Annotated in this window: 6 protein-coding genes; all 6 read right to left on the minus strand. The window is 54.7% G+C overall.

All coding sequences use genetic code 11. From position 1 onward, the window contains the following. Window positions 1-169: 169 nt before the first annotated feature. Window positions 170-1,405, minus strand: a complete 1,236-nt coding sequence (locus J2D73_RS19030; RefSeq protein ID WP_408736864.1) for an autotransporter strand-loop-strand O-heptosyltransferase — start codon at window positions 1,403-1,405, stop codon at window positions 170-172. Window positions 1,406-1,485: 80 nt separating this feature from the next. Further along, a complete protein-coding gene (locus tag J2D73_RS19035) occupies window positions 1,486-2,688 on the minus strand; it encodes an autotransporter strand-loop-strand O-heptosyltransferase (protein WP_207883902.1) in 1,203 nt (400 codons plus the stop codon). Window positions 2,689-2,690: 2 nt separating this feature from the next. Next, window positions 2,691-4,496: a fatty acyl-AMP ligase gene (locus tag J2D73_RS19040; RefSeq protein WP_207883903.1), complete on the minus strand. Its 1,806-nt coding sequence runs from the start codon at window positions 4,494-4,496 to the stop codon at window positions 2,691-2,693. After that, window positions 4,493-10,831, minus strand: a complete 6,339-nt coding sequence (locus J2D73_RS19045; RefSeq protein WP_207883905.1) for a type I polyketide synthase — start codon at window positions 10,829-10,831, stop codon at window positions 4,493-4,495. The genes J2D73_RS19040 and J2D73_RS19045 overlap by 4 nt, the downstream gene beginning before the upstream one ends. 47 nt (window positions 10,832-10,878) lie before the next feature. Then, window positions 10,879-12,336: an AMP-binding protein gene (locus tag J2D73_RS19050; RefSeq protein ID WP_207883907.1), complete on the minus strand. Its 1,458-nt coding sequence runs from the start codon at window positions 12,334-12,336 to the stop codon at window positions 10,879-10,881. A 95-nt stretch (window positions 12,337-12,431) separates the two neighbouring features. Beyond that, a complete protein-coding gene (locus tag J2D73_RS19055) occupies window positions 12,432-14,660 on the minus strand; it encodes a Hint domain-containing protein (protein ID WP_207883908.1) in 2,229 nt (742 codons plus the stop codon). Window positions 14,661-15,029 lie beyond the last annotated feature (369 nt).

Raw genomic sequence — 15,029 nt, forward strand, 5'->3', positions numbered from 1 at the left:
AAAAGCCTAAAATCACCAGACAAGAGTATCAATCAAGGGTTCTTCGATCCCTCCAATTTTAGAGTTCCGCGTCACAATACCGAATTACGTTCGACATAAAAAATATCCAATTTTAAAACATTCGAGAATTACTCAAAACAAAATAAACACGACTTTTTGACGAACATGACTATCCATCCGAGCCGTTCAATGCGGATTTCAAAACGAGCGATTCCACCATATCTATCACATGCTTGGACGTTATCGAGCGCGTACACTCGAATTGTCGATCAGTACCGGCATGTCGAGGGCAAAATAAAAAATCATTATGTGCAAAAGGGTGCCTTATATCGTGCCAACAACTGTTACACACATGGGTACTAAACACCCGATATGGGGTGAAAAACTCGTTTAAAGGGTGAGTAAAACCAGAAATTAAAACCACAGGGGTTGCGGATGCCCACGCCAACCATGACAATCCGCTCGACAGACCGATAAAAAACTCCGCGTGCTTCAACCAACGCGCGCGTTCAATCAAGGGACGCTGCCCCGTCTCGTCCTCCACACCATGCGGAATGTGGTTCCAGTGCATGCCCTGCCCATAGACAGGATCCTTGTCTATGCAAATTACCCGATACCCGACACCCTTTAGATAGTCGATGACCTCAAGCCAACCAAGTGGATTATTCCAGTATTTGCATTGCGTGCTGGCCTGACACGCGATCACGACATATGGTTCGGCAATTGGCCTCTCGCCATCGATCAACAACTTGGGTGGCTCCTCCACAGGAGGCACTCCGAGAATATAAGCCGCAGTCTTATGAAGACCTACCATACGAAAATCTGCTGGTTGCCACGAGTTGTCCTCATCCCCGAAGAAAAGACCCATATAATAGGTCGCATAAAATTCTTCAGCGAAATTATCAAACTCGTCCTGAACGAGAAATCTGATCTCCTTATAGGAAGGCTCCAGAAGTTCCTTCATATGAGACGAAAGCATGACTGAAACGTCGCATGAGTGTTTTCGAGCGAAATGCGTGGCATATGGAAACCACGCGATAGTGTCTCCTACGGTGCCGCCAGGAAGAACTACCGCCACTTTCTGATTTCGCGCATCGTAAGAATGCTCAAAGACCAGTGCGTCGTCTTTGAATGCCTCTATCTTGGCATTAAGGAAATGGCGCTTCCTGCTTTGAAAAAGACAAGACTCACCCTCTCCGTTAAATATGACGACGCCAGCGTCGATATCCGTCAGACGTACTCTCCACTTTCCCTCTGGAACGAGAACGCGAATGCCCTGATTAAAATCGAAGCGAATACCCTCAGGACCATATTGTGTCGGAATCGACGCCGGTGGAGGAAAATTCGGACGTTCGACCTTTGCGGTTGTCGCCAGTGACGTCACAACCATTGGCTCCGACGGCATTACGGCGGACGTTGCACGCTCCGCATTCCCCTTACCAGCGTCCATAATCGTCTTGAAGATGTCCGACGTGCCAGTTTCGCTCATGACGCCGTCTTTCTAAATCCTGGAATGGTTTTTATTGTTTCAATTACTTGATCAGGGGAAATTCCCCTGGTGCACTCGAATCTTCGGTCCGTGTTCCCCAGCCGAGGGCACCAAAAAAAATCGCTCACATCCAATTGGCATCGAATATCATTGGAACATCCGTTGCAAACATTCCAGTTCAAGACGCGATAGGGCGTTTCGAACTCATTATAAGAGGCCGTAAATCCGCTTATCATAACAACCGGAGTTTCCGACGCCCACGCTAACCACGACAAACCACTCGAAAGGCCAACGAAAAAATCCGCATGTTTCAGCCATCGGGCGCGTTCGCTCAAAGGCGCGGGACCTGTCAAATCTTCGACCCCGTGAGGAAGATAATTCCAGATTGTTCCGCGTCCGTTTACCCTCTCCCTGTCGATACAAAACACGCGGTATCCAGATTTTTTCAAAAACTGGATCACCGCGCGCCACGCGACAGGATTATTCCAGTACTTGGCCTGCGACGTCGCCTGAGTCGCGAGGCAGACATATGGCTCCGCAACAGGGCGACCGCCTTCTTGAATTTTTACGGTTGGGCGACGGGAAATTGGAGCCAGCCCCAATATAAGCGCCGCATTTTTTTCGAGACCAACAGCGCGGTAATCAATCGGGGTGTGATTTCTTTCAGAGTCATTGTAAAAAATAAGTACATTATACGAAGCGTAATACCCGCCTCCTGCCTCTTCATCCGAAGACACCAAACGCACATCCGGATATTCGGCCTGTAGCAATTCCAGCAAATCGGGACGAATCACGCAAGTGAGCACACATTTATGGCGGCGTTGAAATTCGGCGACATGCCCCATCCACGCGAGATGATCACCAATTCCGCCCTGACGCATCTTGATCAAGACGGGCCGTCCTTCAAGATTCATCTCGTGTGAAAAAATCAGCCTACCATCTTTTTTTACTTCTATTTCGAATTTCAGGTAATAACGCTTCGAGCTTTGCACGACGCCCTGCGCCACAGGCGAAGAAAACAAAACAGATTTTGTGTCCATGTCTCGAAGAGTCACATGCCAATCACCTGGCGGCAACGACACGCGGCAACCGTCATTGAAGTCGAAGTGCAACCCCTCGGGTCCCTTGTTCGTAAGGAAAGACCCGTGCCGCTCAATCTTCTGCGCGATCACATCGGGAGGCAACGTTTCCGATTTCATGTTCAAATCTTGTCTTTCGAAATTCGCAATATACGCACTTTTGCAGATCCGGATACCCTATAAAGATACTGAGAGATTTCTGAAATACTTCCCCTCAAAAGCGCGTCTCTAGTCTCGGTCGTACGGACCTTTCCACTCGGCGTTTTCAGAACAGCGCCTACTTTGAGAAAAATGCATCTGCATCCCTTAACCGGGTAAATGGCGCACAGCACCTCTCCGATCGCGCGCCCTAAAACGTCCGATTCCAACAACGAAGCGGTAGTCGGCTCGGTTGCGACCACCAGATACGGTTGATCGTCGACAGTCTCCACGAACACCACCGTGGAAAACAACCGGATATCCTTCTGAATGGGTTCAAGACACGCCACTACGTCTTCAGGTTCGTAAGCTTTTCCATCAATAATGATCCGACCGTCTTGTCGACCAATCACATATAATGCGCCATCCAGGATGAATCCGTTATCGCCCGTCCTCAAATATGGCGTCTTGGTTCCAGGAACGTGCGCCTCGAATACAGTCTTGTTCTCTAACGGTCTGTTAACATACCCAAGCCCAACCCCTGGACCACTGACACGTATCTCGCCAATGCTCCCGTCTGGAAGCACGGCCTCAGTGTTCTCCTCCGCGATGCAAACGTGAATATCAGTCGGCGCAACTCCACATGATACCAGAAGTCTCGCGTCATGCGCGTCGACAGGTTCTTTCGCCTGCCCGGCGGCCAGCTCCGTTCGAGAAAAGCTTCGAAAATCAATGCCCTTTCCTCGGTTTGTCGCCGTCACCAACAATGTCGCTTCAGCAAGTCCATAACATGCAAAAAAAGCGTTCGCCTTAAATCCATATCGCGAAAATCTCGAAGAAAAATTCTTTACTGTCTCTGGATGTATGTACTCCGCACCATTGAACGCCACCTCCCAGGATGACAAATCGAGATCGTGGAACTCCGACGAAGAGCTCAAGCGCGCGCACATGCCGTAAGCAAAGTTCGGCCCCCCAGATAACGTCGCCCGATAGCGACTAATTGCACGAAGCCACCTTATCGGACTTTCCACCACATGTTCGGGAGCTAGAAGAACGCATCGCCCACCTGCCGCCAGCGTCATAAGAGCGCCGCCGATCAGTCCCATATCGTGCGAGAGAGGCAGCCAATTAACGCCACAATCTCCCCGCCTGTATCCGAACGTTTCGGCCTGGCGAAAGAGGTTATGCGCAATATTTCGGTGAGAAAGCATAACGCCTCGCGGCGTCCGCGTTGACCCGGACGTGTATTGAATCAGTGCGAGATCATCATGCGAAGGGACGACACAGAGATCTTCGCTAGAGCGAATTTTATCTGTCGGAATCCACAGTAACGGGTCACGCCCAGATATGTCAGGACATACAGGTTGAAATTCCGCAAGCACCGAACGATTGCCTATCACGGCTTTTGCTTGACAGTCATCTCTAATCGCCAAAAACCGATCGCGTGCGCCAAACGCTTTCGGATATACACCCGAAACTGGCGTTAGACCGGCACTCAGGCACCCGAGTAAACCGCGAACGTAGTCAAGGCTGTTGTCGTAAAGAAGAATCACGCGCGCGCCACATGGCAACAAACGCCGCAGCCACCCTGCCATCGCTCGCGACCCGACCGCCAGTTGCTCAGCAGTCGCGGAATCCGTTTCATTTTCGCCGTCGCCCAACAGCGTATAGAGCTGCAAATCGGGCGATACGTGAGCGTAATAAAAAAGCGCATCAATAATTGTGTTCGACCGCCAGTCCAGTATTTCCTCACCTTGCGCCGATGTTACGGTTTGAAAAGCTTGCTTCATGGCACACGCGACGCCTGTCCAACAGAAATTTTATTTAATAAAAATTCGGACATTTTTTGTATGGTCTCATCTCGCGCCAACACAAGAATCGATACTTCTACACCGAATTCAATCCGAAACGCTGTCTGTAATTCAACCCCGGCAAGGGAGTCGATCCCCAGTTCCGATAGGCGGGCCCTTTCGTCTATTGCACCGGCATTCAGATGCAGTGTCTGCGCGATCAATGCTTTCACGTTATCCACGACGTAAGGCAGACGCTCTTCATCGGGCAACGCGAGCAACTCGCTTATCCGCTCGCCATTCGCTACACCGCGTTCCAGAACCGTCCGAACTTGAGAGAAACGAGCCAACGACTCTCCTCCGGGCGCCACTTTGGCCCATTGCTTCCAGTTTATCTTCGCACAAGCGACGTTCGGGACTTCCAGCTTCAGCATAGCTGGCAGTGCACTCAGGGCATGCGGAGCGGGCACCGCCTCGATGCCCGCGATTTCCAGTGAACGTGCAGCCGCAGGGTTGCGGGCCAACATTCCGACATCCGCGACTGCGCCCCAGTCCACCGCGATCGCAGCCTCGCCTGCATTCCAACGATTCGTCGCCACGGCCTTCAGCACTGCGTTCGCGCCTATATAGGCGGCTTGCCCGACATTCCCAAGAAGTGTTGTCACAGAACTATAGAGAACGAAATAATCCAGCGCCAAACCGCGCGTCAAACGATCCAGAATTAACGCGCCTTCCGCTTTTGGTCTCATGACCCGGTCTACGCTCTTTGCCTCAAGATTGTGAAGCAACGCATCTTCCAGAACCGCCGCGCAATGGAAAACACCGTGTAATGGCGGCATGATTTTTTCTATACTGTTCAGAACCTCCTTCATTGCCTCTTCGTCCGCGACATCCGCCGCGACTGTCTGGACATTGATATTCGCGTTACCGAACGACGACCAATTCTCTTCAAAGCCGATCTCATCGGCGCTACGACGGCCGAGCAACACGAGATTTTCTGCGCCTTGCTCCACCAACCATCGCGCCGTCATTAAGCCGAAGCCACTCAGCCCACCTGTAACAAGGTAAGTTGCATCCGCCCGAACGCTCGGCTGCTGACGAGGCAGTGGCGCCGCCATCACGTCCGCTAATTGTTCGTAATCAAGAATAACTTTGCCAATATGCTTCGCCGATGCGAGAAAGCGAAAAGCTTCGGACGCTTCTGCTGGCGCAAACGCTCTGAACGGTAAAGGACGCGCCTGCCCACTCTCTAACAACGAGGCCACCTCTGACAGCAAGGACCTTATAAGTGCAGGTCGCTCCACCATCATTCGGTCAAGATCCAAAGAGAAGAAAGAGAGATTTTCGTTAAACGGAGCAAGGGCCAGGCCGCGTCTTTCAAGAATATCTTTCTTGCCGATCTCCACAAACCGCCCGTAAGGAGCCAGGGCGTTCAGACTTTCGATTTGCGCCTCGCCAGCCAGCGAGTTCAGGACGACGTCGACGCCGCGCCCGTTCGTGCTCTCCCGCACACCGTCCGCAAATGCCAGCGTGCGCGAACTCCACACACCTTCGCATCCGAGTCGACGAAGATATTCCCGCTTTTCCTCCGAGCCCGCCGTAGCGAACACCCGTGCGCCAATCCCGCGCGCAAGTTCTATTGCAGCGAGTCCGACGCCTCCGGTGCCCGCATGAATCAGCACCGTCTCACCGGCTTCAAGTCGCGCCAGTCTGGTCAAGGCGTAGCACGCTGTCACATATGCGACCGGCAGGGTCGAGGCCTCGGATGGCGAGCCCAGTCCTTCGATCGGCAACGCAAAAACATCCGTGGCCGACGCCGTGAAACAAGAGGAAAAGCATCCGGGCCATGAGACGACATAGCGCCGACCTGGTTCGAAATTATTTACCCCCTCGCCGATGGCGACGACCTCCACACTCGCCTCCATCCCGAGGCCGTCGCCATGAAACGTGTTCTCCACGACGTTATACGGCAAAAGCCCCATAGCCTTCAGCACGTCCTTGAAGTTCAGTGACGCGGCAAGCGTTCTGAATTGGACCTGACCCAGACCGGGTGCGGGACACACAAAACGTTCGTGACGCAGGCGATCGAGGCTGCCTGAGGGCGACGCCACAAGGCGTACGCCAACAATTTCTCCGTTGATTGTCTCGTCGGCATTAAACGGCGTAACCCCACGATCAGGAATGACGTCGCATCGGGACAAGCGTCCTACGACGCGACGCCCCGGACGCAATATAACGTCATCCTCCGCGTCTTCCTGGACAAGTTCAGCACAGAGCTGGCGCAACATCGCATCGTTGGCGTCCGCCCCAATGTCGACAAGCCGCACAGCAAGTTCCGGGCGTTCGGCCGCAAGGGCGCGCGCGAACCCACGGACCGCAGCCTGCCTTACATTTATGGGCTCACCAGAACGATGATCGGGCGATACGGCTCCTCGAGTCACAAGGACGAAACGTGGTGATGCGCCGGTCTCTGACCCACGAACCATGCCATTCACGCACGACAGGAAGCGCGAATCTCCCCAGATGTCGGGCTCTTCGTCCGAACACACATAGAGCACTACGTCGGGAAGTAAGCTCGGGGAGTTCGTGCGCCCGGAGGATGGTCTCTCCAGCTCGATCGAATTGGCCGTCATTCCTTGTCCGCGCAGAATCCCGCTCAGACGATCAAGGAAATCCACATCAGGACAACACGTTTGCACGCTCAGTGGTTCAGCAAGGATGGCCGGCAATTCGCTATCGATCCATATTTGCCGATAGAAATGGCCCGCCTTATCTGCGGCCGTAAGGAGCGCATGCTTTTGCGGAACGGCGGTTGCGACAAACCCGAAAATTTCAGCCACGAGAGCGCCGTCTTCGGCGAAAATAATTATATCGCCCTCTATTCTGTTTGCGGCGCGTTTCGTGATCGTCGACCGCGCTATCAACGCAGCGTATCGTCCGCCCCTGTAAACGATTCTCCGCGCTCCAGTCGGCACGAAAACGCGATCCTCACTGACGCTGTGCCCTGCGCCGATCAGCGTCTGAAAAGCGCCATCCAACAATGCCGGATGTAAAAAATATTCGGAAACTCGTTGCTGTTCAGGCTCGGAAAGAGCAAGACGGGCAAACGCCGTGGCATTGCCGACTTTCAGTTCGCGTACGACCTGAAACGCTGGTCCGTAAGATAGGCCGAGTTTCGCAATACGTTCATAAAAAGCTTCCACAGGAACATCGTGTATCGCGCGGTCCATCCCCCCGTCCTGACTGCGTGAGGAAACATCCCAGGGCTGACTGGACAGTAGACGAAGACCGCAATGGCGGATCCATTCACCTTCTGCATCGTCCCCTGCTCGTGACGAGGCCGTCACCGTCCTCGTTTCTGGATTGAACGCCCATTGCAGTGTCGGCGGCGTTGCGCCATCCAGTAAAAGCGCCTGGTTAATATCCAAATCTTCCAGAACGACACCGTCTGTGGCGCCGAGTTGTCGGTGTAGGGAGAGGGCCCCTTCTATAAACCCAGCCGCCGGAAACACGACAATACCATCGACCGTATGATCACGAAGCCACGGCATATAGTTGTAATTTACGTCGGCAGCCCAGCTCGGCTGCGCGCTCTCAGTTTGGAGCATGCCTAAAACAGGGTAACCCGTGCCATCCAGCCGGTCTTGCCGAGACGCCTCGGTTTCGGCCCAAAAATGGCCGCGGGTCCATGGATAATGAGGAAGCGGCGTGCGGGAGCCGCCAGTCAATCGCGCCCAATCAAGCGACGCGCCGGCCATAAACAAACGCGCCACGGTGCGCGCCAGAGCGGTCTCTTCTGAATCCTTGCGACTTAGCGTCGGTATAACGTCAACAGAGTGATCGCCAGCGACTTCGCGCATCAGCGCACTCAGGACAGGATGTGCGCCGATTTCGACAAAAACCCGATAGTTATCCTCCAAAAGAGCCTGAACTGCGTTCTGGAACATTACGGGACGCCGCATATTCGCATACCAATACCGCGCGTCGTGTCGATCGCCCTCATAGTTCAGAGCGCCTGTCACAGTCGAATAAAGAGGGGTAGTCGGGTTGACAGGCGCGATAGTCAGCAAGGATTTTTCCAGGTCTTCCCTGACCTCCTCCATAAGGTCACTATGATAGGGAACGTCGACCTTCAAAATTCTATTAAAAATCTTCAATCGATCACAAGTAACGGCCAGTTCCTCAAGCGCTTTGATATCACCCGCGAGCGTGCATGACTTGCCACTATTAAATGCAGCCACGCAAACACGACCAACATAATCTTCCAATAAACGCTCGGTCGCTTCTTCTCCCGACATACCCACAGCCAGCATGCCGCCACGTCCTGCAAGGCGGCCCTGCGCCTGACTTCTATGAAAGATGACCGTAACGGCGTCTTCCATGGAAAGCGCTCCGGCGGCATAGCTGGCCGCAACTTCCCCTACGCTATGTCCAACGATAGCATCTGGTTCAATTCCGTAAAAACGAAACAGTTCCACCAAAGCGACTTGCACAAAAAAGATCGCAGGCTGAGCGACTTCCGTTTCGTCAATTCGCGAAATTTCATCTGGTTCGCGGATCGCGCCCAGAATCGACCATCCGGCAAGACGTGTAAAACAGACGTCGACTTGCGCAAGCCTGTTAGACACAACCTCCGGGAGACCGCTGAGCAGGTGTCTGCCCATCCCCTTCCACTGCGATCCCATTCCGGAGAACACGAAAACAATTTTCTGCTCCGCCGGGAGCTGACGCCGACCGACGATCACGTCGCGACTGCCCATCCCCAGCGCCAATTCGTTCAAGCTCGAAAGGAGGTGCTCCCGGTCACGCCCCAGAATAACCGCCTGATTTTGTAGACGCGTCCGGTGAACCGCAGAAGAAAAGCAAACATCTTCCGCCGACACGTTTTCGTCGCTCAGAAGGTCCGCGTACGATTGCGCCAGCGCCTTCAGGGACGCGTCGCCCATCGCGCTGAGTGGAAGAATGAGTCGGTCGGACGGTCTTGCAACGAAGCTTTCTTCCGACGCAAACGTCTCTTCGCTCCCGATCGGCGCGCGCAGTAAGGCCACTGCATTGGTGCCGCCATAGCCGAATGAATTTACACCAGCATAGAGAGCCCCGGTGACACCAGACAATGGCGTCAAGCCGTCTCGGGATACAAGAATTCCAAGCTCTTCAAATGGGATTAGTGGATTCAATGCTGATAGGTTAGCCTGTGGCGGAGCAACGCCATAACGGAGGCACAAAAGCGCCTTTATGAAACCGGCAACTCCAGCAGCAGCTTCCAGATGCCCGATATTGGCTTTAAGCGACCCGATCACCAGAGGCGCTTCACGCGGGCGATGCGTTCCGATGGCCTTGCCCAAGGCGTTCACCTCGATCGGATCCCCAACAGGCGTGCCTGTTCCGTGCGCCTCCATATAGCCGATCTGCGACAGATCGATCCCCGCCCTCTCCGCCACCTCATGGATCAGCGCACTTTGGGCGTCTTCACTAGGCATGGTCAGCGAAAGCGTGCGGCCATCCTGGTTGATGCCCGAGCCTGCGATTACGCCGTGAATGACATCCCCGTCGCGACGCGCGTCCTCCAAACGCTTAAGTATGACAATGCCACATCCCTCACCACGTCCGTATCCGTCAGCGTCGGCGGCGAAGCTTTTGCAGCGGCCATCCGGAGACAGAAAGTGGCCCTTGGACATGGTGATCGCGGCAGACGGGGCCAGCATGAGATTAACGCCCCCCGCCACCGCGGCATCGCACTCACCAGCCAACAGGTTCGCACAGGCCTGATGAATAGCTACGAGAGATGATGAACACGCCGTATCGATAGAGAGGCATGGTCCCTGCAAGTCAAAGGCGTGGGCGATGCGCGCTGCGAGCATCGTCGCCGATGCCGCGACCGCTGAAAAATGGTCGTTTATTAAGGGACGATTGGAAGGAGATCCGCAAAGAGCGAGCCAATCGAGCGAGAAAGTCCCGATGAACACACCCGTACGCTTCGATCCCAGCCTCGTCAGAACGTGACCGCCATCCTCGAGAGCTTCCCATACGACCTCAAGGAGCAACCGCTGCTGCGGGTCCATGATCGCGGCCTCCCTCGGAGAAATTCCGAAGAAGAGAGGATCCATTTCATCGATTTTTTGATCCAGAAAGGCGCCCCGATACATGTAGGTCTTCTTGGGAACGCCGACATCGGGATCGTAGAATCGCTTGTTGCTCCAGCGATCCGCAGGCACTTCGCTCGTCGCGTCAACCTGCATGCACAACAGACGCCACAATGCTTCAGGCGTATCGGCGCCGCCGGGAAACCTGCACCCGATCCCAACGACCGCAACTTCTGCTCTAGAATCAATCATCCGCGTTACGCTGGCAGGTTGTATCAAGAAAGTAAAACAAGTTATTCCTACGAGGCTTTGACGGCAGACAGCAGAGCGCGCCTGTCGGGCGCGCCAGCCTCGTCACGCGGCATTTTTTCTATCCAGACGGTTCTTACCTGAGGAAAATTCGGAAATTCTCCACGCAACCTTGTCGATAGAAGTTCCACCTGAAAGCCTGATGCTGTGACAAGTGCTACCCAAGGTTCAGGCTTTCCGCCCTCGTCAGGGACCGCAAAAACCGCGCAATCCCTGACGCCGGGGCATTCAAGAATATGAGCATCGATCGCTCTCAGATCGAATTTGTCACCTCCAAAGCTGACCAGATCATCTGATCGTCCGGCAAGTTTCAAAATTCCTTGTGCGCCGATGGAACCCCTGTCACCAGGATAAAACCACCCGTTACGAAATTTCTTCTCCGTCAAGGAGGGGTTATCGTCATAGTGTCCGATGACGCCCGTGCCCATGAGACGCACTTCACCCTCCACACCTACCGGGCATGGAGCGTCATCCGCATCCACCACCTCCAGTGTGATCCAGGGTACGACGTGGCCCACCGCAGCCTCATCACCCAAAACCGCCGGATCTCCGAATGCGACAGGCCCGCATTCATCAGATCCATAAACGACCTGCACGTTGGGGGTTAGCGACTGTCGCAGGCGATCGCATAGCGCAGTCGATAATCTGCCTCCCGCCACCGTCAGGTAAAAATGCGTCAGCGGCTGCATGCCCGGCGGCAACTGCGAAAGAATAAATTCAGCCTGCGATGGAGAAACGATAGCGACACAGGGAGTTTTTTGACTGAACGCCGCGCCCAACTGCGCAACCGTGGCGATCTGGACGCAGGATCCGGCCGTCAGCGCCGCGATAACCACGAGGAACCCGGAGGGCGTTTCCGCTCCCAGCGTCGGGATAACCCGATACCCGACTTGCGCGCGGGCATGCGCCGTTATGTCATGAAACAGGAGATGAAAAACAGCGATTTCGACATATTGATAGGTCATCGAAATGCGCTGCGGCGTCGAGTCCGCCGCCCCGGCGAGCGCGACGCGCGCCACATCGTCCGGCTTTACGGCGACGGCGCGCCCGAGGCGTTCACCAGTCTCGCAGACATTTCTGAACCACATTTCGTTCAGAACAAGCCATTGACGACCGCCGACAGCAGCGCCGTCGTCACAATCAGTAATGAGGACATCAGGCCGCAACGCAGCAAGGGCGCGTGCGAAGTTCGCATCGACCACGTGAGGAAGCGATGCGGACGCCAATCCGATACGGGCGAGGGACAGGACAAATACCCAGTGCTGATACGGGTTCTGGCACCGCAGTCCCACGAGGCCGGGCTTCAGGTCGCGCAGGCGAAACAGCGCTGATGCAACCCTGTCGATATCTCCGGAAAGTTTTTCGAACGTTGCGTCTGCGTCGAACCAGTCGAACGCAGTCGCTTCGAGACGCGAGTGAGCCGCGTTAAAAAGAAAGCGATCAAACACGCGCAGCCTCTGAAACAATCACTCAAAACGCAAGAAAGTGGCGCGTGATCTCGAAAAACCCGCGCCACACAACAAACGTCAGATTTCAACAACCTTCAGGAGGCGAGAACCTGTCGGCTCGTTTCGTTCATGACGTATGGCCCGGCGCGCTGGACCGTGAATGACAGAAGCGACGCCGCGACGTTGGGGTTCGCTGGCAATTTGAGCCATGCATCGCCCGTGGTCCACCGCATTTCGTTACCTTCCCGAGCGCACCAGCCCACAAGATTTTCCTGCTCAAGATGATCCGTGATCGCAATTTCCTTCTTGCCGCTCCACAGGGAAATCTGACCGATCAGAACTCCGAGATGACGGCGATCATCAAGGTATGGACCAACTGTGTCGGACGGACGAGAAGCGCGAGACACGACGCGGACCTCATCCACTCCCGAGGGCACCATGAAGAAGACCTGACCATCGTTCGCTTTGCGGATCGCATTGAGACGATGTCCGGTCGGCGTAACCAGATGCAGGTCCGGGTCTTCGGTCAAGGCGAGCGGTTCGGCCTGCAGATGCAATTGCAGCTCGAGCGCACGGGCCTCCAGGTCGCGATAGATCGGCTCGACCACCTCTCTGGTGACGCCCAGCGGCGCAGCCGCATCCGACGCCCATTCAAGTCCCGGGCGGTTGACGAACCTGACGACGCGTCCCTGCTGACCGAATTCCTTTCGGTTTCCAGTGTCGAGATAGCTCTCGCTTAATGCGCCGTTCGACCACAGGATAGAGTGACGTTCCGTCTCCACATGGTAGTAATCGTAGTGCGTCATCGACACGTCGTAGAAAATGCTTCGACCGTTGACCAACATACGCGCGGGAACAAACATCCCGTCGATGAAGAGGCAGTGCTCTGGCGTAATCAGCAAATCCTGCTGCGGCACATTCGGCCCCAGAGCGTCCTTGAGGATTTTGACCGGGTAGCCCGCCATATCGACCGGCAGATCCGTTCGGACGGACATCGTCCGACGCCCGACCCATGTCAGCTGGCTGGAGACTTCCTTCCCGTCGACATACGTCAGAACCGTGTCGCCGATTTCCAGATCCTCGACCAACCTGTCTCCGTCTTCGGTGCGGATCAGTGTCCCCGCGCAGAAGCATACGAAGGTCAAGGTCGTGCTGCCGTCGGTATCCTGACCGATAATGAAATAGTCCGAGGAGTTATATGTACCGGACAGCACTGTGCTCCAGGACGATCCACCCTCGGTAATGGTCAAGGTATTACCGCTGAGATGGACGGTGCCGCCGGATGAATAAGCCAGAGTGTCTACGTCAATGACGGCGCCCGACGACACAACCGTCCCCGACAGAACCGACCCCGACGCCACAACCAGCGATCCGCCCGATGCGACCAGAACGTTGAGGGAGGTCGCCCCTGACGATACGATCTCCTTACCTCCGCCAAGGATGGTTCCACCAGAGACGGTGCCGCCCGCCTGAACGATCTCGGTGCCCCCGGACGACACGGTAACGTTCGCTGCCGTGGCGCCGCTCGACACAACAAGTTCGCCACCGTTTTTGACCGAGCCACCTATGACCCTTCCACCTTGCAACACGAGAACGGAACCGCCCGACACAGTCGTCGCGCTGACTGTAGCGCCCGAACTTGCTATGGTTGTTCCGCCAGAACCCACCGTGGTGCTCGTCGTAATCGCGCCAGAGAGAAGGTTCTGCACGCCGCCGCTGTTGACGGTATCACTAATCGTCACCGCGCCAGCAGAGACATACTGCGTGCCCTGAATAAGAGAGGCGCGATCCGTGCCGCCCGACCCCAGACTTTCCACGCCGCCGGCGGAAATGGTCGCGCCGGAAACGAGCCCTGCCCCGGTTACGTTCAACCCCTTGGAAGTAAGGTAACCATTGATGGTCGGAACGTTTGTTAAGCTACCTACACTACCAACGTAGAGATTGGCGCTGCTCGCGACGTTGACGTTCGTAGCGGTGCCGCCATTGAAAACCATCATGGCCGCAGAGGACAAAACAGACGCGCCCGCAATTATCCCGCCAGGATCAACGATCACGCCGCCGGACGTAGCTGACAGGCTACTACCCGTCGCGCCAGCATCTACACGAATTACCCCCAGAAGGCCGGCGGTATCATTTGTGGCGACCCCGTCAAAAACCTCCGCGATCGCGATAGTGGCCGTTCCGCCATTAGCTACCGACGCAGCCGTCCCGATTATTGTCTGACCGGACCACGGGCTGTTTATCCTAGCACCATTGCTCGTGTAATAACTCGCGTGTGCACTTATTATGGTGCTCGAACTAACGACAGCGCTGCTGGTGGCCATCAGATTCCCCCCTGAGAACAATGGAATACTTGAAAAATAGAATACCGAGCAAAATAGAATGCCGGTTGTTTGGAAAGTATGAGCAAAATGTTAATGGGCACGTCAATAGCTGTTACTTTTCACGGCGCTGATGTGTTTTTCTAAAAAATGATATTTTTATTTATTTTTATGTCCAGCAATAAAATAAAAACACACGGCTCTGCGTCTGTACACGGGACCGCAACGTGCTGCGGCCATTACCTCAGAAAAACTTTAGCAACATTCTGAAAAAACATTCGTTGAAATTTGTGCGGCCGTTTAAGCAGTTCACTTAAAAGGTTTTATAAAAAATCCATATTTTCTAACAACATGAACAATAGGACTCCGTTC

Source organism: Acetobacter sacchari (assembly GCF_017377715.1).
Taxonomy (GTDB): Bacteria; Pseudomonadota; Alphaproteobacteria; order Acetobacterales; family Acetobacteraceae; genus Acetobacter; species Acetobacter sacchari.

Excerpts from the sequence above, each read along its gene's own strand:
- J2D73_RS19030 (WP_408736864.1), bottom strand. The coding sequence starts at position 1,405 with ATGCCGTCGGAGCCAATGGTTGTGACGTCACTGGCGACAACCGCAAAG.
- J2D73_RS19035 (WP_207883902.1), bottom strand. The coding sequence starts at position 2,688 with ATGAAATCGGAAACGTTGCCTCCCGATGTGATCGCGCAGAAGATTGAG.
- J2D73_RS19040 (WP_207883903.1), bottom strand. The coding sequence starts at position 4,496 with ATGAAGCAAGCTTTTCAAACCGTAACATCGGCGCAAGGTGAGGAAATA.
- J2D73_RS19045 (WP_207883905.1), bottom strand. The coding sequence starts at position 10,831 with ATGATTGATTCTAGAGCAGAAGTTGCGGTCGTTGGGATCGGGTGCAGG.
- J2D73_RS19055 (WP_207883908.1), bottom strand. The coding sequence starts at position 14,660 with ATGGCCACCAGCAGCGCTGTCGTTAGTTCGAGCACCATAATAAGTGCA.